Genomic DNA, 17,365 nt, shown 5'->3' with positions numbered 1-17,365 from the left:
CAGGCTAATCTGGGGATATGACCAAGTGGGAGTACGCGACTATACCGCTCATTATTCATGCCACCAAACAGATCCTGGACCAGTGGGGCGAGGACGGCTGGGAGCTGGTTCAGGTCGTTCCCGGCCCCGATGGCAACGGTCTGGTGGCCTACCTTAAACGGGAGAAGCAGTAATCGTGGGCGAACCGCAGAATGGCGCGCCAGCACAGGCAAGCGAGGCAGCGCAGGTCGGCACGAGCTCGCACTCCGCGGTCGAGCGCCGGCTGGACGAGCTAGGGCGCACGCTGCCTCCGGTGCCGGCTCCGGTCGCCGCTTATGTCCCCGCGGTGATTAGCGGAAACCATGTTTTTACCTCGGGCCAGCTGCCCACAGTGGCCGGAAAACTCACAGCCAGCGGAAAGGTTGGCGCCGAGGTCTCCGCCGAGGACGCCAAGGAGTGCGCGGCGCTCTGCGCGGTCAACGCCCTGGCCGCGGTGAAGAGTGTGATCGGGGATCTGGACCGGATCACCCGGGTGGTCAAAGTCGTCGGTTTCGTCTCCTCCGATCCTGCATTCACCGCGCAGCCCGCCGTGATCAACGGGGCCTCCGAGCTTTTGGGGCAGGCCTTGGGCGACGCCGGGGTGCACGCCCGCTCAGCGGTCGGGGTCTCGGTGCTACCGCTTGACGCGCCGGTGGAGGTTGAGCTCATTGTTGAGTTCCAGTAAGCCTCTGCTGAAGCGACGTTTCCAACTCTGGCAAGACGAGCTGGAAGCCGCGCAGAGCTGGGTGGAGCACGGTGAACGGACCCCCACGAAGGCCCGCTTCGCCTCCTCCTTGGTGCTGTTGAAGGACAGTGTTTCTGGCCCTGAGACCTATCTGAGTTATCGGCGCGGATATTCTCCGCTCGGCACGGTGGCTTTCCCGGGCGGCAGCGTGGAGACCACGGACGACGTCGAGATCGACTGGATCGGCCCCAGTCCGGCAGCCTGGGCGAAGACCATGGGAATGACCGACAGCTCTTTAGCGCGTCAGCATATTGTCGCGGTGATCCGCGAGGCCTTCGAGGAAACCGGCATTCTGTTGGCGGGCACCGACGCCTCTTCGCTGATCGATATCGCTCCGACAGCTGAGCTGATGAAAAAGCGGGAGGCCCTGGCTGCTCAGGACTTCAGCTTCCAGGACATGCTGAACAAACGTGGCCTGGCGCTGCGCACCGATCTGCTCAAGCCGATCATCAACTGGATCAGCCCGGATTTTGCGCACCGTCGCTTCAACACCCGTTACTTCGCCGCCGCTGCGCCGGTCAATCAGACCCCGGTGCCCCTGGAGAGCAAAGCGCTCTGGGCCAGCTGGGTCTGCCCCGCCAAGCTGATCGCCGAGCGAGATACCAGCAATCTGGGAGACCAGGTGGGTGCCGAGAACACCGTGGGGCGCACCCTCGGAGAATTGGTGAGCTCCGGCTGCGATCTGATCCTCAGCAAGATCGCGATGTCCCGCGGCTGCATCGCATATTTGAATCACGCCAGACCGGCCAGTTCCTACCAGCCCAAGCTCGTCGTCGAAAACGGTGAGTTCTGGCTGGAGGTCGATTCAGCGGCTGTGCCGGACGGCGTCTGCCGCGAACGCTGAACTGAAACTCACATAACCAGAGCCCACTGAATCGGGGTTTCATTGGGCTATGGCCGGTATAGCCCAGCCAAATCCCAGTTTCAATGGGTTATATTTCGATGAGCCGTATCAGTGGCTAACTTTCCACTGCTCATTCGCGGCTTTAGCGGCTGCGCTGGCGAAGCCGGTTGATATCCAGGATCACCACGGCGCGGGCTTCCAGCCTCAGCCAGCCACGCTGCACGAATTCCGCAAGAGCCTTGTTCACCGTCTCGCGAGACGCTCCCACCAATTGAGCCAGTTCTTCCTGAGTCAGTTCGTGGGCGACCAGAATGCCGTCGGTAGCGGGTCGGCCGAAGCGTTCCGAAAGATCGATCAGCGCTTTCGCGACACGGCCTGGGACGTCGGAGAAGACTAGATCTGAGAGGTTGTCGTTGGTGCGCCGGAGCCTGCGGGCCAGCGCTTGTAGCAACTGCGCGGAGACCTCTGGGCGGGATTGCAGCAGGGTTCGCAAGCTGTCATTGCGCAAGCCGGCCAGCCTGGTCTCGGAGACGGCGGTGGCGGTGGCGGTGCGCGGGCTGGGATCGAAGAGCGCCATCTCACCGAAGAGCTCGCCTGGCCCGAGGATCGCCAGCAGCGATTCCCTGCCATCCGAAGCGGTTCTGCCCAGCTTGACCTTGCCGGAAACAATGAAATAGAGCTGATCGCCCTGATCGCCCTCATGAAAAACCGAAGCACCGCGGGAGAGGTCGACTTCGGTCAGCTCATCTGTGAGCAACCGGAATGCCTCGTCGTCGAGCGTAGCGAAAAGTGGTGCCCGACGAAGTACCTCGATGTCCATGGAATCTCCTGAGTAACGTTTCATTGTTGTTCCTGCGGCAATTGTTTCAGATATTTATCGAGAATGTGACGTATTTGGCATTCTGCGACCAGTTTTCACCTCGACATCGCTCATCTATGACCTGATCCGTGCAGCCTGAAGAGGGCATCCGGTCCTCGCTGCGCAAAGGAGTATCTCAAGAACGCCGGATACACTGTGGTTTCTACGGAGGACCAGCTGGTGCTGGCCGGAGGAAGATCGATGTTCGGTTTGACGTTGCTTGATATCGCCTTGATAGCGCTGCTGATCTGGCAGCTTTTCTATGGTTGGCGAGTGGGCTTGCTGATCAGCCTGTGCGGTGTGCTCGGTTTCGCGCTCGGTGCTGTTGCAGCCTTCTTCGCCATGCCCTTCGTCAGCAGCTGGGCGAACGACTCAGGCTGGCGGCTGGCGGTAGTGATCGGCTCCGCGCTTTTGCTCATCGTGATCGGGCATGGTCTGGGCATCGCCGTGGGCAGGCTGCTGAGCCGAGGTGTCAGGCTCAAGCCGCTTCGGGCGATTAACCGGGCACTCGGCGCAGTGGCCGCCTTAGTGATCGCGGCTTTGCTGATCTCCCCGGTGGCCTTCAGCGTTTCAGCCCTGGGGATTCCTTTTCTGTCCTCCGCAATCAGCCAGTCAGGCGTGATTCGCACCATTGACGCACTGACTCCGCTGCCGCTCAAGCAGGCTATCGCCCAACTTCGCTCCACCGTCGTCAGCGAAGGCATTCCGCAGCTTTTCAACCAGCTGGGACCGGTGACGCCGGTCGCACCACCCGACGCCCGAACAGACACCCCCGCGCTCAATGATGCGGCGAATTCGGTGCTCAAGATCACCGGAACCGCTTTCCAATGCGGGCAGAATCAAACCGGCTCAGGATTCGTCATCTCAGAAAATCACGTGATGACCAATGCCCATGTGGTGGCCGGGGTGAGCCAGCCCGTCGTTGAAGTACCAGGCAGTGCGCTGCCCGGAAAGATCGTCTATTTCAATCCAGAGCAGGACCTCGCTGTTATTCAGGTGGACGGATTGGGAGTCAAGCCACTGAACCTCGGCTCTGATCTGGCTCTTGGCGCTCAGGCTGCTTTTGACGGCTACCCCCTGGGCGGGCCCTTCCAGTCGAAGCCCGCAGCGGTGCAGACCAAGGGGCAAGTACTGGTGCCTGATATCTATGGTCAGAATAAGCACTTCGAAGAGGTGTACCAGATCGCCGGGGATGTGCAGCCAGGTAACTCAGGCGGGCCCTTGCTCGATCTGAACGGCAAGGTCGCCGGAGTCATTTTCGCTAAAGCGGATTCGGACGTTCAGGTCGGCTATGCCTTCACCCTAGCCGAGGTGGCACCGGTCGTGCGGCAGGCTGCTGGTCTGGACCAGCAGGTCTCCTCGGGAAAATGCGTTCAGAAATGAGCTTCAGTGAGGGAGAACCGAGACCAGCTGCTCAATAGCCAGCCGGTAACCGTTGATGCCTGCGCCCACGATCACGGTGTCCGCAACAGCTGACAGATACGAATGATGCCGGAATTCTTCCCGCGCGTGCACATTCGAGATATGCACCTCCACGGTAGCCAAAGAGACCGAAGCGAGTGCGTCGTGCAAGGCGATGGAGGTGTGGCTGAAAGCACCCGCATTGATCACGATGCCGTCAGCGGTCCCTTGGGCCGCGTGAATCTCGTCGAGCAGTACGCCTTCATGGTTGGACTGCACGCAGCGCACCGTGAACCCAGCATCGGCGGCGGCACGTGCGCAGAGCGCTTCGACGTCGGCAAGGGTCGAGGTGCCGTAAATGGCCGGTTCTCTGCTGCCCAGAAGATTGAGATTCGGCCCGTTGAGAACCAGGATCACACCGGTGGAAGTCATGGCTTTAGTATGCCTCACAGCCCGGCTGATCAGTTAGCTCGAACTGCGCTCCGCAGTATCCGCAGCAATCTGCGGCGGAGCGCAGAAGCCATCAAGCCTTGGCCGCAGCACTGACCAGCTTCAACGAAGTCACTCGCTCCCGGAGTAGCGCGATCGCCTCTGGCGCCAAGCCGTCGTCGGAAATCACCTCTTCCACCTCCTCGAAAGAGGCTATTGAGGAGACCCCCATGATTCCCCATTTGCTGTGATCCGCCAGCACTACGACCCTACGTGAAGCCGCCACCAGAGCTCGGTCCATCTCGGCTTCCAACAGGTTCGGAGTGGTGAAGCCGGCCGCCGCGTCGAAGCCGTGAACTCCCAAGAACAGCAGATCGAGGTGCAGCTGCTGCAAGGACTGCGTTGCTATCGGGCCTACCAGAGCATCTGAAGGAGTGCGTTCGCCGCCAGTCAGCAGCACCGTGTTTTGAGTGGGAGCTTCATAGAAAACACTGGCGACTCGCACCGAATTGGTCACGATGGTCAGCCTGCTCAAGCGGGCGAGATGCTTGGCCAGGGTCCAGGTGGTGGTGCCGGCGCTGAGTCCGAGGGCCATTCCCTCCTGAACCATGGTGAGCGCCATTTCCGCAATGGCTTCCTTCTCGGCCTCGGCTTGAGTTGATTTGAGTTCGAAACCGGGTTCGTACATGCTGCGCTCGCTGCGAGTCTTTGCGCCGCCGTGAATTTTCTCCAGCACTCCCGCTTTATGCAGGGCTTCGATATCGCGGCGCACTGTCATCAGCGAGACGTCCAGGGCCTGTGCGAGATCGGCGACTCGCAGTACGCGCTCACGTTGCACCATTTCAGCAATAGCCGCCCGCCGGGCCTCAGCCAGCATAAGACGGGTTCCCCGGCAGTAGGGTGAGTGCTGCTCTTGACATGTAGAGTCCTCCGGTCATTCGTGAGCCATTCAGCCCCTGCCGAGGGTTGTGCGACGGCGAACTGACGCTGCAAGAGAGACGGAATCACCGGGGGCGGCAACACCAGATGCTGGCTCAGGCTGCACTCCGATTGTAATTGGAAGGCACTTCTCTTGCAGATTGTTGAGCGGGTGTTGTCGAACGGGCAGCCGAGGCCCCGTGATGACGGAGCGGTTTAAAGCTGATGCCCGGTTCGCGCTGCTGAGCAGAACGAACCGAGCATCAGTCGGTTGAGCCGCGGCGGGTGGCTCGAGGATGCCGCTGCGGTCAGGAGCTACTTCTTGAGGCTATCGGAGATCACTTGCATAATGCCGGCATCCGCGAGCGTGGTGGCGTCCCCAGCCTCGCGACCTTCGGCGATGTCCTTGAGCAGCCGGCGCATGATCTTGCCCGAGCGGGTCTTGGGCAGCTCGGGAACCACCAAGATTCGCTTCGGCTTGGCGATCGGTCCGATCTCCTTGCCCACGTGGTTGCGCAGGGTCCGTTCGATATCGGCGTCGTCTACCGCTGAGCCGCGCAGGATCACGAAGGCGACCACGGCCTGGCCGGTGGTTTCGTCCGCTGCGCCAACGACGGCGGCCTCGGCGACGGATTCGTGGCTCACCAGAGCCGATTCGATTTCCGTGGTGGAGAGCCGATGACCGGAAACGTTCATCACATCGTCCACCCGGCCCAAGAGCCAGATATCGCCGTCCTCATCTTTCTTCGCACCGTCGCCGGCGAAGTACATGCCTTCAAAACGGGACCAGTAAGTGTCCTGATAGCGCTCAGGATCTCCCCAGATACCACGCAGCATGGAGGGCCACGGGGACTTCACGACGAGATAGCCGCCCTGGCCGTTTTCCACCGGTACGCCCAGGTCATCGACGACGTCGACCTCGATGCCGGGCAGCGGCACTTGTGCCGAGCCGGGTTTAGTCGCGGTCACCCCGGGCAGCGGGGAGATCATCATGCCGCCGGTTTCGGTCTGCCACCAGGTGTCCACGATCGGGGTCTTGCCACCGCCGATGACGTCCCGGTACCACATCCAGGCCTCGGGGTTGATCGGCTCGCCGACCGAGCCGAGTACTTTCAGCGAGGAGAGGTCGAACTGGTCCGGGATCTCCCGGCCCCACTTCATGAAGGTGCGGATTGCGGTGGGAGCGGCGTACAGAATGGAGACCTTGTATTTCTGCACGATCTCCCACCAGCGGCCGCGGTGCGGAGTGTCCGGAGTGCCTTCGTACATCACCATGGAGGCACCGTTGACCAGCGGCGAGTAGGCGATGTAGCTGTGCCCGGTGACCCAGCCGATATCGGCTGCGCACCAGTAAACATCGGTGTCCGGGCGCAGGTCGAAGACGTTCTTGTGGCTGTAAGCCGTCTGGGTGAGGTAGCCACCGGTGGTGTGCAGAATGCCCTTCGGCTTGCCCGTGGTGCCCGAGGTATAGAGGATAAACAGCGGGTGCTCGGCGTCGTGTGGAACGGCCTGGTGCTCGGCGTTCGCGAGTTCAACTGTTTCCGACCACCACAGGTCCCGTCCTTCGGCCCAGTTCACCGGCTCGCCATTGCGCTTGACGACGACGACGTTCTGCACGGTGTGTCCTGGAGCGGAGAGCGCTTCGTCGACAGCGGGTTTCAGGGCACTGGGTGCGCCGCGGCGGTAGGTGCCGTCCGCCGTTACCACTAGCTTCGCTTCGGCGTCGTCGATCCGGTTGCGCAGCGCGTCGGCCGAGAAACCACCGAAGACCACCGAGTGGATCGCGCCGATTCGCGCGCAGGCCAGCATGGAGATCACGGCTTCTGGGATCATCGGCAGATAGATGGCCACCCGATCACCCTTGGCGACGCCGAGTGCTTCGAAAGCGTTGGCCGCCTTCTTCACCGATTCGGTCAGCTCGGCGTAGCTGATTTCACGGGAATCCCCTGGTTCGCCTTCCCAGTAGATGGCCACCCGGTCGCCGCGGCCCGCTTCGACGTGGCGGTCCAGGGCGTTATAAGCGGCGTTGATCTCGCCGCCGACGAACCACTTGGCAAAGGGTGCTTCGCTCCAATCGAGCGTGGTGTGAAAATCCTTGCTCCAGCTCAGCAGCTCACGGGACTGCTTGGCCCAGAAGGCGAGCCGGTCTGCCGAGGCCTCCTGATAGAGGCTGGGCTGAGCGATCGCCTGTGCGGCGAAGTCCTCGCTCGGCGGGAATTTGCGGTTCTCATGAAGCAGATTTTCTAATGCGTCGTGCGCGGGAACTTCGGACATTCTTGACCTCGTAGCGTCGAAATAGCTGGATTGATTTATACCCTAGCGCGAGTGGCGTCTAGATGGTGTCCCAGCTCACAGCATGTTAAGTTTTCGCCCGGAACGAGGTTGTTTTCTGTCCGGCTCTTGGATGAAGCAAATTGTCATTTCTCAGGTCAATCAGCTGTTGGGACTGTGGTTTAAACGCCTGGCCGTTAGTCTGTAAGAGAGGTTTCTGTCGAAAACGGCCTGAATACTGGCCGACAAGGAGAACAAAATGAGCGAGACGCAAGAGACCAAGGCGGTTAGCCAGGTGTCGCCTTGGGCGGCCCAGTCCAGCACGTCCCACCCGTCCAGCACGGTGGGCGGCAATCAGCCCGTCGGATTCAATCGGCCGCAGCAGGGTTCCGCGACTAAGGCTTCGCAGCCCGGGGGTGCGGTACTGGGGCCCTTCACAGCACGCGATCTGGTGATCTTGGGCTCGGCTCTGGTGATCTTTGTCGGCACACTGCTGCCGCTTTCCTCCAGGGGCATAGGGAACTTCTGGAATGCCTCCGCACTCTTCTTCCTGGGCATCGGCATCCTGCTTCCGCTGCTTGTCGTGGTGCTCTTGCTGCTGCACCGATTCAAGGTCATTGGCACGGTGCGCATCGGCACCCTGAGCTTTGAGCAGTTCAGCTCCGTGGTGGCTTCCTTCGCCGCCGCGTATTTCTTTTTGCTCACCGTGACCGGCGTTGGAGAGGGGCTGGTCATCGGTCCTCTGGTGGCGCTGATCGGATCCCTCGGATTCCTTGCCGCCACCGTGCTGGCCAAGTGGATTCCTCTGCTGGCGGTTGCTCCGCAGGACGCCCCAGCAGAGCAGCCCGTCACTGCCTCCGCTGATGCTCCGGTGGACATCGCGGCCACGACTTTCGCCGATCCGATCCCCGCGCAAGCTGCGCAACCGGCTTCAGATGCTCCAGCCGAGCCGAGCGCAGAGATTTCAAGTGCAGCTTCAGTTGCCGCTGAGTGGTCAGCTGCTCCGGCAGTTGCCGCACCGATAACTACTGCTGCCCCAGTAGCCGCTGATGTGGCTGAGTCTGCTTCCGAGCTGCCGGCTCAGCAGGAAGCTCCGCTGGCTGAGCCAGCAGCGGAAAGTCCCGTGACTTCGGCTGAGCCCGTACTTGAAGAGCAGTCCGCTGCGCCGGAGACCAATCTCAATCCGCTGGCCCACCCGCAATTCGCCGCAGCGGAAGCTGAGTCCGCTGCCGACGTCGTCAGTGCGCCGCTAACCGGGGAAGCGCAGCAGGGCGAGGAGGCGGGGCCGGAACTCGTGCAGCAGACCTCCTTCATCGCCCGGCCGGAGGCCGCTGCCGAAGATGACCCCCTTGCTCCAGCAGCGGGATCGGCCGCTGCGCAGGAGGAAGCGCAGGAACAGTCCGGCTTCTTCGCTGCAGAGCCCGAGCCGAAGGCGCCGGAGAGCTTCGCCGCCACCGTGGATCCAGCTGATCGACCGCATCAGAACACCGCGGGGGAAATCGTCCAAGAAGCCTTCTGGTTCGCTGTGGACAAGCCAAAGGCCGTGGTCGACGAGCACACCGGAGGGTTCCTCTACAACATCGAACCGGGCAGTTGGTTCCTGGCCTTACAGGACCGAGGCTACGACTATTTGGTGCAGAGCCCGGAGGGGAAGATCGGTGTACTCCGAGATCTGCGCAATATCGAACGCGCCCCGCAGGAGGGCTGATTGGCCAGCAGCGGATCGTCGGCGCAGGCCCCGCGCATCGCTTCAGCCGCTGAGCCGAGGCGCCGTGCTGAGTCGGCGTTGGCGACCAAGCGGCGGGCTCGGCGGATCAACCGGACCCTGGCTGAGCAATACCCCTATGCGCACGCAGAACTGGATTTTCGAAATCCCTTCGAGCTCTTGGTGGCTACGGTGCTCTCCGCGCAGACCACCGATGTCAGGGTCAACCAGACCACCCCGCAGCTCTTCGCTCGATATCCGGACCCCCTGAGCCTGGCGCAGGCCGAGCCACTGGAACTGGAGGAGGTCATTCGACCCACCGGATTCTTCCGAGCCAAGGCGAAATCCCTGATCGGTCTGGCTACGCGCTTGGTTGATGAGTACGACGGCGAGGTGCCGGGTGAGCTGGCGGCTCTGGTGACGCTGCCGGGGGTTGGCCGGAAGACCGCGAATGTCGTACTCGGCAATGCCTTCGGGGTCCCGGGAATCACCGTTGACACCCATTTCGGCCGCCTTTCCCGGAGGTTCGGTTGGACCGAGTCCGAGGACCCGGTTCAGGTGGAGCAGGACGTCGCGGCTTTGATCGAGCCCTCCGAATGGACCATGCTCTCGCATCGGGTGGTGTTCCACGGACGTCGGGTCTGCCACTCCCGCAAACCTGCCTGCGGTGCCTGCGCGGTGGCCGCTTTGTGCCCCTCCTACGGCATGGGGGAGACCGATCCTCAGAAAGCCAGGAACTTACTCAAATACGAACTGGCTCCGGGAAATGAGGAGCTTCTAGCCGCCATGCTCGCCAATACTTCGGCGGCGGCGCAGCTCAGGCAGGATTTTCAACGGAAAAGCGTTATCCCCTCATGACCGCTTTTTCTGATCTGCAAGAACTCGCTGCTCGATCCGCTGCCGGTCGGGTCGCCGCGATGCGGGATGAAATCCGAGATCTCTCAATAGACCCGCTGACGGTCCGGCAGGCCGCTGTGCTGGTGCTTTTCGGCAGCAATGCGCATGGCAAGGACGCCGCGCCCGAGGACTGCGATGTGCTCCTGGTTGAACGGGCCGCGACCTTAGAGGACCATCCGGGCCAGATCGGCTTTCCCGGCGGTGGGGTCGAGGCTTTGGACGCCAGCTATCAAGCCGCTGCCTTGCGTGAAGCGGTGGAGGAGACCGGTCTCGATCCCGCCGGAGTGCAGATTCTGGGGGAACTCCCGAAGACCGGCCTGCCGGTGAGTAACTTCATGGTGACGCCGATCCTCGCCTGGTGGGAGTCGCCGTCACCCGTCTTCGCTGTTGATCTAGCCGAATCGGCCCGGGTTTTCCGGGCCCCACTCAAAGATCTGCTGAACCCCGAGTTGCGCTGGATGTCCACGGTCACCAGGGGGAGCAACACTTTCCGCAGCCCGGCTTTCCTGGTGCAGGAGGCCGTGGTCTGGGGCTTCACCGGTGGCATTCTGAACAAGCTCTTCGACGAGCTGGGCTGGTCCCGCTCCTGGGATCGCAGCCGAGAACTGCCGGCGCCGCTCTGAGCCGCTACTTCGCCTGATCGTAGTGATCCACCACGGTCACGCTGACTGGGAAATTGATCGGGGCACGGCCGAACAGCAATTCCTTAGCGGCAGCCGCTGCCTCTTCAATCAGCGGGCTGACCTGAGGAACAGAGGATTCTGGGCAGTGCACCATCACTTCATCGTGCAGGAAGAACACCAGTTCGGCGCCGAGCTCAGGCCGTTGGCGCAGCCTGCGACGCAGTTCAGCGAGCCAGCAAGAAGCCCATTCTGCCGCGGAGCCCTGAACCACGAAATTCCTGGTGAAGCGGCCCCGCGAGCGAGCCAATTGGTCCGCCCAGCGCTGTTCCTGCTCCGTGCTGGTGCGTTGCGCCGCGCGCCAGCGCTCGGACGGTGCCGGGCAGCTGCGGCCCAGCCTGGTGGTAACGATCTCTCCACGTTCCCCTGCTCTGGCCGCCGCCTCGACCAGGCCGACGGCTTGGGGGTAGGTCCGAGCCAATTGGGGCATCAGCCTGCCTGATTCGCCCGTTGTGGAGCCATAGATGGCGCCCAGCAGGGCGATTTTCGCCTTCGCCCGATCACCGCCGAAACCCTGGGCGGCGATGCCGGCGTAGAGGTCGTGATCCCGGGCAGCCTCGGCCATTTTGCGGTCCTGGGCCAGCGCCGTGAGCACTCTGGGTTCCAATTGCGCCGCATCAGCAACGATGAGCTTATAGCCCGTATCGGCGTGTACTGCGCTGCGTACTTGCTTCGGAATCTGCAGTGCACCGCCGCCTCGGGAAGCCCAGCGGCCCGAGACCACCCCGCCCACTACGTACTCCGGCCGGAATCGACCACCGCTGACCCATTGATCCAGCCAGGCCCAGCCATTCGCGCTGAATAACCGGGCGAGCTTCTTATAGGCCAGCAGCGGCGGGATGGCGGGATGCTCGGATTTCTGCAACTCCCAGCTCCGAGTGGTCTTGACCTCTATTCCGGCACGATGCAGCGCCCGCATCAATTCCTGCGGCGAATCAGGATTGAAACTGTTGTTGCCCAGTTCCTGGCGCAATTGCTCCAAAAGGGCTTGCATTTTGGCTGGTAACTGAGGGCTCAGAAGCCCTCCTTGCGGCCTGGGACCGAGTGTTTCTTCAAGCAGTTTTTCGTGGAGATCCGCCCGCCAGGGCACACCGGCGTATTGCATCTCGGTGGCCACCAGGGCGCCCGCTGATTCGGCGGCTAAAAGCAGTTGCAGTCGAGCAGGGGCCTGAGACTGCCGAACAGTGCGCAGTTGTAACTGGAGTTCTTCGATCAGCTCCTGAGCTGAGGCTCGCGGGCGTTGACTGGGTCGTTCCAGTTCATCGAACAGGCCCTCCTGGGCCGGGTTGAGATCCCCTCTGGAGGGGGCATCGAAGTAGTCCTCCACGACGCCGATCTCACGAGGGTAATCGGTGCCCAGGGTGAATTCGGAGGCCGCCAGAATCGGTCGGCACAGTGACAGATCATGGCAGCGTTCCACGGTGGTTCCGGTATCCAGCAGTGCTGGGTACCAAGCTTGCGCTCGTTCCCAGACCCAGCGAGGCTGGGTGCGTGCTTCGATTTCTCGGACGACGCCGGGCAGTTCGGCGATCGGCAGGCGCCGAGGGGAGGACTGCGGCAGGCCCTGAGCGTCCAGAGGCCAGAGCTCGGCCTCCCTCGCCCCGAGCCGGTCCAGCAGCATGTACATCTTTCAATTGTGCCGGTTCCGAGGAGACAGTGAGTTCACCGGTCGCTTTTTTCAGGACAGCTGCTGTCCTGAAGGCTGCATTCCGCGATTCAGTTCTTCGGGTTATCTCCTCCACAAGGGCAGCTGGAAAGCGTTATCCGCACAAGCCGCGCTTGGCCACTATCTTGGCGGTTCGTCGGAGGCAAAGCTGGTGCCATGAGATCGAGTTCCAGCACTCAGCGTGCCGCAGTCCCGATGAGTTCCCCCGTCTATCTGAGGTGCTCTTCGGAGGAGGTGCGCGCTCAGGTGGAGTTAGCTGTTGCGGCGGCCGGAGCGCAACTCACCTCGGAGATCTCCTCACCGGCCCCGGCCGTGATTCTGATCGGCATGGAAGAGCTTTCCGCATCGGATTGGCGGCGTGCTGCCGCACCGGTGTTACTAATCGGCTCAGAACACGAAGAAGCTGAATTGTGGTCAGCAGCCGCTGAATACGGTATCGACCGGGTGGTGCCCTTACCGAAGGCCAAGCTCTGGCTCGCGGAGTTCCTCAATAGCGTGCAACAGCGCGGCCGAGGCGCCCGCGTGATCGCGATACTAGGAGGCTGCGGCGGAGCCGGTGCGAGCACTCTTGCCGCCCTTCTGGCTGCCGGATTGAGCAACGATGGGCGTTCCTGTCTATTACTCGATGGCGATCCTTGGGGCTTCGGCCTGGAACGAGCACTTTCTCCCTACCCAGCACCTGGCCTCAGCTGGCAAGATCTGGCGCAGAGCTCTGGGAGCTTCAACCCCCGCCAGCTAGCGGCTGCTCTGCCGGAATTGGCGGGTTGCCGGGTCTTGGGCTTCGGCGGAACGGAGTGGTCGATCAAGGAGAGCCCGGCAAGAGTATTGCAAAGAACAAGTATGCCGGTGCTAGAAGCGGCACGAAGCGCATTTGACCTGGTGCTTCTCGACGTCGGTCGGCTCGATGAGCTCCGGCGCAGCCTTTGCGCGCAGGCTGATCTGCTGCTGATCCTTCTGCCCGCCACTTTGCAGGCCGTACTGGCTACGCGGCGACTGCTTCATGGCGTGGCCGCAGAACACTGCTTTGCGGTGGTTCGACTCCCTGCTCCAGAAGGTTTGGACGCCCAGCTCATCGCAGAATCCCTCGGACTGCCATTGCTGGGGAGTCTTGCCCGGATCAGGGGTCTTGGTGGGTATGCGGAACAAGGGGAACTCACTGATCTCGCTGGGCACCGCTCGCTGCGAAAACTGCGTGGCTCAATGCTCTCGGTGTTGGAAGGAGCCAGTCCATGAGGCATCGGCTGGCGCAGCACGCTCCGGCGATCGATGAAGAACTCCTCGAGGAAGTTCGCCGGAAACTCGTCCAAGAAGGTCAATCGGCTTCCGCCGCGCAGATTGCTTCCGCCGTCAGAGCCTCCGGCCGAATTCTGGGTACCACCGGTGCGCTACGAGCGGTTGACCGGATCAGGGCAGAATTGGCCGGTCTAGGACCCTTGCAGTTCCTCTTGCAGGAAGCTGATACCAGCGATATTTTCGTCAACTCCCCCGCCGAGGTGTGGGTACGGCGAGGTCATCAACTGCTGAGAGCCGAGGTTGAGTTCTCGGGGGAAGCGCAAGTGCGCGGCCTGGCGAAAAGGTTGGTGGGTGCCGCCGGGAAGCGCCTCGATGAGGTCAGCCCCTATGCGGATGTTCAGCTCAGTGGCGGCTTGCGGGTGCACGCCGTGCTGCCCCCTATCTCCACCACGGGGACTTTGCTCTCAATCAGGGTGCGCCGTGCTAAGGCTTTCAGCCTCGATGAGTTAATAGCTTGCGGCACGCTGAGCGAGCAAAGCGCCGGGCTCATCGAGGCCATGATTTTCAGCGGTCTGAATATATTGATCAGCGGTGCAACCGGTTCGGGAAAAACCAGCTTGCTGAATGCTCTGCTTGCACTATGCCCACCCGAGCAGAGAATCGTGATCGTCGAGGACACTACCGAATTGGCGCCTCAGCATCCTCACATTCTGAGTTTGCAAGGTCGAGGCTCGAACGTGGAAGGTCGCGGAGCGGTGCCCCTTCAGCAATTGATTTACCAGGCATTGCGGATGAACCCGAACAGGTTGATCGTGGGCGAATGCCGCGGTGCCGAGGTGCGGGAGCTGCTCACCGCACTCAACACCGGCCATAGCGGTGGTGGCACGATTCATGCCAATAGTGCGGCAGACGTACCGGCCAGATTGCAAGCCCTAGGTGCGCTTGCCGAAATGACTCCGCAGGCCGTGGACATCCAGGCGGCTAGCGCCATTGATGCGGTACTCCATCTGGAGAACACTGGGACGGGGCGGAGGCTGACTCAGCTCGGAATACTTGAAAGGGCATCGGGTCGCTTAGAGGTCCAATTGGCTGCCGAATGCGGGGCCGAAGGGGTTCGTCCGGGAAAAGCCTGGGCCCAGTTGCAGAGGCGGCTGAGTCAGTCATGAAGGTGTTCTTACTCACCGCTGCGGCGAGTTTACTGCTTTTCGCAGGCCCGGCACGCCGTGGGCTCATGATGCATTCGCCATCATTGAAGGTCCGGCCCAGGCCGGGTCGCGAAGTGACCGCCAACGATGTCGTACTGCTCATTCGTCAACTTTCTGCCTTGCTGCGAGGTGGCAGGTCCATCGCCCAGCTGTGGCACGACGCTCAGTTGGTGACGAACTCAGCAGGGCTCAGAGAGTTCCTAGCCAAAGCAGCTGCGCTGAGCGCTCTTGGTTTATCCCCGACAACGGAGTTGAACGCACTGAGCCGTTCGTCGAGACTCAGCCGGCAAGCTCGGAAGGCGACGAGTGAGATGCTGATCTGTTTCGAAATCGCAGAGCATACCGGAGCCCCACTGGCTCTCACCCTTGAGACCCTGGCAGCCCATATCGAGCAGCGAATGGACCTCGAAGCACAGAGAGGTATTTCGATGGCGGGCCCTCGAACCACGGCCAGACTCCTTGGCTGGCTCCCGCTCCTGGGGCTAGGCGGTGGATTTTTGATCGGGCTCGACCCGCTCTCCGTACTGCTCACCACCCCCTGGGGTTTGGCTGCCCTGTTCGGCGGCTTATCGTTGATTCTGCTTTCCAGGCTCTGGACCGCTGCCCTCATTCAGGCTGCGGCGGGAAGGAGCCTCAATTGATGATCGTAGTGATCTGCTGGTGCGCCATCATGATGCTCTTTTGGCCCAGAAACCCCTTAGGCGCAGAGCATCGGAGGCTCACTCCCAAGCCCCTTGAGGCAAGAGACCTACCAGAGATCCCGCTGACCCTGGAGCTGTTGGCCAGCATGCTGGATGCCGGAAGTTCTTTAGACGCGGGCTTAGCGCATCTGGCCGCGTTCAGCGAAGGGCCAGCGTCACGAGGCTTGTCCGCGGTAACCGGGGCTCTGCGGACGGGGGGTGGGTGGACCGCTGCGTGGCAGATCGGATCGCAGCTGATCAGAGCGGGGCCGGTGCAAAATCGGCTTCGCCAGTTAGAAGCCTCACTCAGACTTGTGGCCTTGACCGGGGCTCCGTCCTCATCGTTACTGAGAGCTGAAGCTTCCAGAAAACGCAGAGAGCTGCACCGCGAATTGCAAGAACGTGCCGCTGCACTCGGGGTGAAGCTCGTCCTGCCGATGGGCTTATGCGCTCTTCCAGCTTTTATCTGCCTGGGGGTGCTACCCGTGGTCTTGGCTCTGTTCCCTCATCTCGACTAACTTCTCCGAAAGGATCGAATCCGATGACGATTCAAAAATCAGGACGCTCTGCTGCAACGAGACTCTCAGACAACGTCCGGGAAATTTTCCCGGGAGCATCGACGGTGCCAAGGCTGAACGGCTGGCATCCTGAGGTGGGATTACGGCACAGCGAAGGGGGAATGGCGACGGCTGAATACGCTATTGCGACCCTGGCCGCCGTCGGTTTTGCCGGCCTTCTGGTGGTCATTTTGAGAAGTGATGAGGTGCGAGGTTTCCTCCTCACGGTTATTCGCCATGCGCTCAGCCTCGGCTGAACGAGGATCCATCACGGCGGAACTCGCCGTGCTGATGCCAGCAGTGACCTTGCTTTTCGCGATGATTGTCTTCGGTGCGCAACTCGGGCTCTTGCAGCTTCGTCTTGACGACGCAGCCCGAGCTGGCGCCAGACAGGCGGCCCGAGGCGAGGATTCCGCCGCGGTCTCCACTGCGGTCAGAACGATTGCCGGTGAACGAACGATGGTCGCGATTTCTGAGAGTGGAGGTTTTACCACCGTCACTGTTTCCTCTCCGGTGCAAGGCCCGTTCTCCGGACTCATCGATTGGCGACTGAGTGCTCAGGCAAGTGCTCGAGCCGAATTGGCCACCTCAGCTGTGCCGAATCAGTAGCATCCAGTTTGCAGCTCTCATCGGTGCAGTCTTGACCGCCAGTTTTTGGCGAGTGAAGCAATCGGCTTGGGGGAGCAATCGGTCCCAGCGGCAAGGCTCGATGAAGCCGGTCAGGGCTCGCCAGAATCAACTGAGGAAGGTTTCAAGAGGATGCGTGTGAGGTTCACGACGAAGCCCCCAGGCAGCAACCCGTTTGAAGAGATCTCTGTGGCAAGACCGTTGGAACGTGGTTCCGGCAGCGTCTTGGTCGTCGGCTTGGCGGCAGTGGCGGTCATCGCATTATGCGCCGCGCTATTGCTGGTCCAGGCGGCCTCGGCGGCTCAGCAAGCAGCTACCGCGGCTGATCTGGCTGCGCTCGCTGCTGCGGATGCCGCACGAGGTCTCAACGAGGGCGATCCTTGTGAGGTGGCTGAAAGCGTGGTGCTGAGACAAGGGGCTCAGCTAAACGGCTGTCAGGTACTGGGCCCGATGTTCGACACCGTTGAGGTTCATACCGCGGTTTCGTTTCCGCCGATTCTGAGGGGTTTCTTTGATCAAGCAGTTGGTCAGGCTCGGGCGGGTCCACCGGGGAAACGATGAGTGCTCAGGCAGACGCTTCAGAGGCTTCCCCTTCCAGCTCAGACCGAGTGCTCCAGCTCAGACCGAGCG

19 protein-coding genes are annotated in these 17,365 nt (G+C 61.7%); 14 read left to right on the top strand and 5 right to left on the bottom strand.

The features are described from left to right. The first annotated feature begins 17 nt into the window (after positions 1-17). From ABDK06_RS06330 to ABDK06_RS06320, 3 genes are read left to right on the top strand one after another with little or no spacing between them, the layout of a single operon-like run. Entirely contained in the window at positions 18-173 is a 156-nt protein-coding gene (locus ABDK06_RS06330) for a DUF4177 domain-containing protein (protein ID WP_009359196.1), read from the top strand. 2 nt (positions 174-175) lie between these two features. Then, positions 176-703 carry a RidA family protein gene (locus tag ABDK06_RS06325; protein WP_394940058.1) on the top strand — a complete coding sequence of 176 codons (528 nt, stop codon included), beginning with the start codon at positions 176-178 and terminating at the stop codon, positions 701-703. Beyond that, positions 690-1,607 (top strand): NUDIX hydrolase, encoded by a 918-nt coding sequence (locus ABDK06_RS06320; RefSeq protein ID WP_394940056.1) that lies wholly within the window; start codon positions 690-692, stop codon positions 1,605-1,607. Before ABDK06_RS06325 ends, ABDK06_RS06320 begins: the two co-directional genes overlap by 14 nt. A gap of 142 nt (positions 1,608-1,749) precedes the next feature. On the opposite strand, the gene ABDK06_RS06315 is transcribed toward ABDK06_RS06320, so the two are convergent. Beyond that, entirely contained in the window at positions 1,750-2,427 is a 678-nt protein-coding gene (locus ABDK06_RS06315; RefSeq protein WP_394940809.1) for a Crp/Fnr family transcriptional regulator, read from the bottom strand. A 240-nt stretch (positions 2,428-2,667) separates the two neighbouring features. Between ABDK06_RS06315 and ABDK06_RS06310 the strand changes: the two genes are divergently transcribed. Next, on the top strand, positions 2,668-3,849 hold the full coding sequence (locus tag ABDK06_RS06310; RefSeq protein ID WP_394940054.1) for a MarP family serine protease: 1,182 nt from the start codon (positions 2,668-2,670) through the stop codon (positions 3,847-3,849). Between the two features lie 3 nt (positions 3,850-3,852). Here the strand turns inward: ABDK06_RS06310 and aroQ are convergent, their stop codons facing one another. The 3 genes from aroQ to acs all read right to left on the bottom strand — a co-directional run bounded on the left by aroQ (position 3,853) and on the right by acs (position 7,488). Further along, positions 3,853-4,299: a type II 3-dehydroquinate dehydratase gene (aroQ, locus tag ABDK06_RS06305; protein WP_394940052.1), complete on the bottom strand. Its 447-nt coding sequence runs from the start codon at positions 4,297-4,299 to the stop codon at positions 3,853-3,855. 91 nt (positions 4,300-4,390) lie between these two features. Further along, positions 4,391-5,173: a DeoR/GlpR family DNA-binding transcription regulator gene (locus ABDK06_RS06300; protein WP_394940050.1), complete on the bottom strand. Its 783-nt coding sequence runs from the start codon at positions 5,171-5,173 to the stop codon at positions 4,391-4,393. 356 nt (positions 5,174-5,529) lie between these two features. Continuing rightward, complete coding sequence (gene acs, locus ABDK06_RS06295; protein ID WP_394940048.1) at positions 5,530-7,488, bottom strand: acetate--CoA ligase; 1,959 nt, start codon at positions 7,486-7,488, stop codon at positions 5,530-5,532. 256 nt (positions 7,489-7,744) lie between these two features. Between acs and ABDK06_RS06290 the strand changes: the two genes are divergently transcribed. Genes ABDK06_RS06290 through ABDK06_RS06280 form a run of 3 tightly spaced genes read left to right on the top strand, consistent with a single transcriptional unit; the run spans position 7,745 to position 10,710 of the window. Beyond that, positions 7,745-9,193: a hypothetical protein gene (locus tag ABDK06_RS06290; protein WP_394940046.1), complete on the top strand. Its 1,449-nt coding sequence runs from the start codon at positions 7,745-7,747 to the stop codon at positions 9,191-9,193. Positions 9,194-9,229: 36 nt separating this feature from the next. Further along, the gene (nth, locus tag ABDK06_RS06285) at positions 9,230-10,048 is read left to right on the top strand and encodes an endonuclease III (protein WP_394940808.1); all 819 of its coding nucleotides are present in this window, start codon (positions 9,230-9,232) and stop codon (positions 10,046-10,048) included. Next, complete coding sequence (locus ABDK06_RS06280) at positions 10,045-10,710, top strand: NUDIX hydrolase (protein WP_394940044.1); 666 nt, start codon at positions 10,045-10,047, stop codon at positions 10,708-10,710. Before nth ends, ABDK06_RS06280 begins: the two co-directional genes overlap by 4 nt. Positions 10,711-10,714: 4 nt before the next feature. Here the strand turns inward: ABDK06_RS06280 and ABDK06_RS06275 are convergent, their stop codons facing one another. Then, a complete protein-coding gene (locus tag ABDK06_RS06275) occupies positions 10,715-12,394 on the bottom strand; it encodes a bifunctional 3'-5' exonuclease/DNA polymerase (protein WP_394940042.1) in 1,680 nt (559 codons plus the stop codon). Between the two features lie 195 nt (positions 12,395-12,589). Between ABDK06_RS06275 and ssd the strand changes: the two genes are divergently transcribed. From ssd to ABDK06_RS06240, 7 genes are all read left to right on the top strand, one after another. Continuing rightward, on the top strand, positions 12,590-13,666 hold the full coding sequence (ssd, locus tag ABDK06_RS06270) for a septum site-determining protein Ssd (protein ID WP_394940040.1): 1,077 nt from the start codon (positions 12,590-12,592) through the stop codon (positions 13,664-13,666). After that, complete coding sequence (locus ABDK06_RS06265; protein ID WP_394940037.1) at positions 13,663-14,832, top strand: TadA family conjugal transfer-associated ATPase; 1,170 nt, start codon at positions 13,663-13,665, stop codon at positions 14,830-14,832. Before ssd ends, ABDK06_RS06265 begins: the two co-directional genes overlap by 4 nt. Beyond that, on the top strand, positions 14,829-15,512 hold the full coding sequence (locus ABDK06_RS06260; RefSeq protein WP_394940035.1) for a type II secretion system F family protein: 684 nt from the start codon (positions 14,829-14,831) through the stop codon (positions 15,510-15,512). Before ABDK06_RS06265 ends, ABDK06_RS06260 begins: the two co-directional genes overlap by 4 nt. Then, the gene (locus ABDK06_RS06255; RefSeq protein WP_394940033.1) at positions 15,512-16,069 is read left to right on the top strand and encodes a type II secretion system F family protein; all 558 of its coding nucleotides are present in this window, start codon (positions 15,512-15,514) and stop codon (positions 16,067-16,069) included. The genes ABDK06_RS06260 and ABDK06_RS06255 overlap by 1 nt, the downstream gene beginning before the upstream one ends. A 23-nt stretch (positions 16,070-16,092) precedes the next feature. Then, the gene (locus ABDK06_RS06250) at positions 16,093-16,365 is read left to right on the top strand and encodes a DUF4244 domain-containing protein (protein ID WP_394940031.1); all 273 of its coding nucleotides are present in this window, start codon (positions 16,093-16,095) and stop codon (positions 16,363-16,365) included. Then, on the top strand, positions 16,346-16,717 hold the full coding sequence (locus ABDK06_RS06245; protein ID WP_394940029.1) for a TadE family type IV pilus minor pilin: 372 nt from the start codon (positions 16,346-16,348) through the stop codon (positions 16,715-16,717). Before ABDK06_RS06250 ends, ABDK06_RS06245 begins: the two co-directional genes overlap by 20 nt. A gap of 207 nt (positions 16,718-16,924) precedes the next feature. After that, positions 16,925-17,296, top strand: a complete 372-nt coding sequence (locus tag ABDK06_RS06240) for an Rv3654c family TadE-like protein (RefSeq protein WP_394940027.1) — start codon at positions 16,925-16,927, stop codon at positions 17,294-17,296. Positions 17,297-17,365 lie beyond the last annotated feature (69 nt).

Source organism: Psychromicrobium ferritrahens (genome assembly GCF_043789415.1).
In the GTDB taxonomy this organism is placed as follows: domain Bacteria; phylum Actinomycetota; class Actinomycetes; order Actinomycetales; family Micrococcaceae; genus Renibacterium.
Note: the sequence above shows the minus strand (reverse complement) of the source record. Positions and strands in the feature narration are given on the sequence as shown.

Bases quoted from the DNA above. Each gene is read 5' to 3' on its own strand.
- ABDK06_RS06330 (WP_009359196.1), top strand. From the start codon at position 18: ATGACCAAGTGGGAGTACGCGACTATACCGCTCATTATTCATGCCACC.
- ABDK06_RS06315 (WP_394940809.1), bottom strand. From the start codon at position 2,427: ATGGACATCGAGGTACTTCGTCGGGCACCACTTTTCGCTACGCTCGAC.
- ABDK06_RS06310 (WP_394940054.1), top strand. From the start codon at position 2,668: ATGTTCGGTTTGACGTTGCTTGATATCGCCTTGATAGCGCTGCTGATC.
- aroQ (WP_394940052.1), bottom strand. From the start codon at position 4,299: ATGACTTCCACCGGTGTGATCCTGGTTCTCAACGGGCCGAATCTCAAT.
- ABDK06_RS06300 (WP_394940050.1), bottom strand. From the start codon at position 5,173: ATGCTGGCTGAGGCCCGGCGGGCGGCTATTGCTGAAATGGTGCAACGT.
- acs (WP_394940048.1), bottom strand. From the start codon at position 7,488: ATGTCCGAAGTTCCCGCGCACGACGCATTAGAAAATCTGCTTCATGAG.
- ABDK06_RS06290 (WP_394940046.1), top strand. From the start codon at position 7,745: ATGAGCGAGACGCAAGAGACCAAGGCGGTTAGCCAGGTGTCGCCTTGG.
- ABDK06_RS06280 (WP_394940044.1), top strand. From the start codon at position 10,045: ATGACCGCTTTTTCTGATCTGCAAGAACTCGCTGCTCGATCCGCTGCC.
- ABDK06_RS06275 (WP_394940042.1), bottom strand. From the start codon at position 12,394: ATGTACATGCTGCTGGACCGGCTCGGGGCGAGGGAGGCCGAGCTCTGG.
- ssd (WP_394940040.1), top strand. From the start codon at position 12,590: ATGAGATCGAGTTCCAGCACTCAGCGTGCCGCAGTCCCGATGAGTTCC.
- ABDK06_RS06265 (WP_394940037.1), top strand. From the start codon at position 13,663: ATGAGGCATCGGCTGGCGCAGCACGCTCCGGCGATCGATGAAGAACTC.
- ABDK06_RS06260 (WP_394940035.1), top strand. From the start codon at position 14,829: ATGAAGGTGTTCTTACTCACCGCTGCGGCGAGTTTACTGCTTTTCGCA.
- ABDK06_RS06255 (WP_394940033.1), top strand. From the start codon at position 15,512: ATGATCGTAGTGATCTGCTGGTGCGCCATCATGATGCTCTTTTGGCCC.
- ABDK06_RS06250 (WP_394940031.1), top strand. From the start codon at position 16,093: ATGACGATTCAAAAATCAGGACGCTCTGCTGCAACGAGACTCTCAGAC.
- ABDK06_RS06245 (WP_394940029.1), top strand. From the start codon at position 16,346: ATGCGCTCAGCCTCGGCTGAACGAGGATCCATCACGGCGGAACTCGCC.